Source organism: Streptococcus sp. HMSC073F11 (assembly GCF_001810785.1).
Classification (GTDB): domain Bacteria; phylum Bacillota; class Bacilli; order Lactobacillales; family Streptococcaceae; genus Streptococcus.
The window spans coordinates 209,795-211,038 of the sequence record NZ_KV802690.1; the positions used below are offsets into that span (position 1 = coordinate 209,795).

Sequence of the window (1,244 nt, forward strand, 5' to 3'; positions counted from 1 at the left end):
TCCAAGGTGGAGATCCACTGGTTCCAATCGATGACACGAAACCAATGACCTTCGAAGATGGAACAACTAAAAAAGTGATTCCAGGTCAAGGAACCTACACGATTGCACCAGATGGAACTGTAACTTTCACGCCAGACAAACAGTTTGTTGGAAACCCAGATCCAGTAACAGTCAAACGCGTAGACAAGAATGGCACCCCAGTCACTGCAACCTACAGTCCAGAGTTTACGAAAGTAACACCAACTGGTACTGGTGATAAGACAGAAGGCCTTCAAGGTCAGGTTCAAGAAGGTAAAGTGACTTTCACCCCAGGTCATGACTTAGTTCCATTCCCAGCTGATTCGACTCCACTATTTGACAATGGCGCAGCTGTGAAGAAAGTGCCAAATGTTGGTAAGTTCGAAGTGGACGCAGACGGCAAGGTGACCTTCACTCCAGATAAGCAGTTCAAAGGTGAAACACCAGAGCTTGAATTGACTCGTGTAGATGCCAACGGCACCCCTGTTACCGTTAAGTACCAAGCGGTGGTAAAAGAAGTAGTTCCAACCAGCACTAACGCAACGAGCACAGGCCCTCAGGGTGTTCCACAAACTGGTACTCCAACCTTCCAAGGTGGAGATCCACTGGTTCCAATCGATGAAACAGTAGAGCCAACTTTCGCAGATGGAAGCAAAGAGAAATCTATTCCAGGTCAAGGAACTTACACGATTGCACCAGATGGAACTGTAACTTTCACGCCAGACAAACAGTTTGTTGGAAACCCAGATCCAGTAACAGTCAAACGTGTGGATAAGAATGGCACTCCAGTTACTGCGACCTACAGTCCAGAGTTTACGAAAGTGACCCCAACAGGAACTGGCGCAACAAGTACAGGTCCTCAAGGACTTCCACAAACAGGTACTCCAACTTTCCAAGGTGGCGATCCACTGGTTCCAATTGATGAAACAGTAGAGCCAACATTCGAAGATGGAAGCAAAGAGAAATCTATTCCAGGCCAAGGAACTTACACGATTGCACCAGACGGAACTGTAACTTTCACGCCAGACAAACAGTTTGTTGGAAACCCAGATCCAGTCACAGTCAAACGCGTAGATAAGAATGGCACCCCAGTTACTGCGACATACAGCCCAGAGTTTACTAAGGTGACTCCAACTGGAACCGGTGCAACAAGTACAGGTCCTCAAGGGCTTCCACAAACTGGTACTCCAAGCTTCCAAGGTGGAGATCCACTGGTTCCAATCGAT

General features: G+C 47.5%; 1 pseudogene. It reads left to right on the forward strand.

Annotation, left to right across the window (positions count from 1 at the left end):
• A pseudogene (locus HMPREF2764_RS10250) lies at positions 1–1,244 on the forward strand (YSIRK signal domain/LPXTG anchor domain surface protein); the annotation flags it as partial.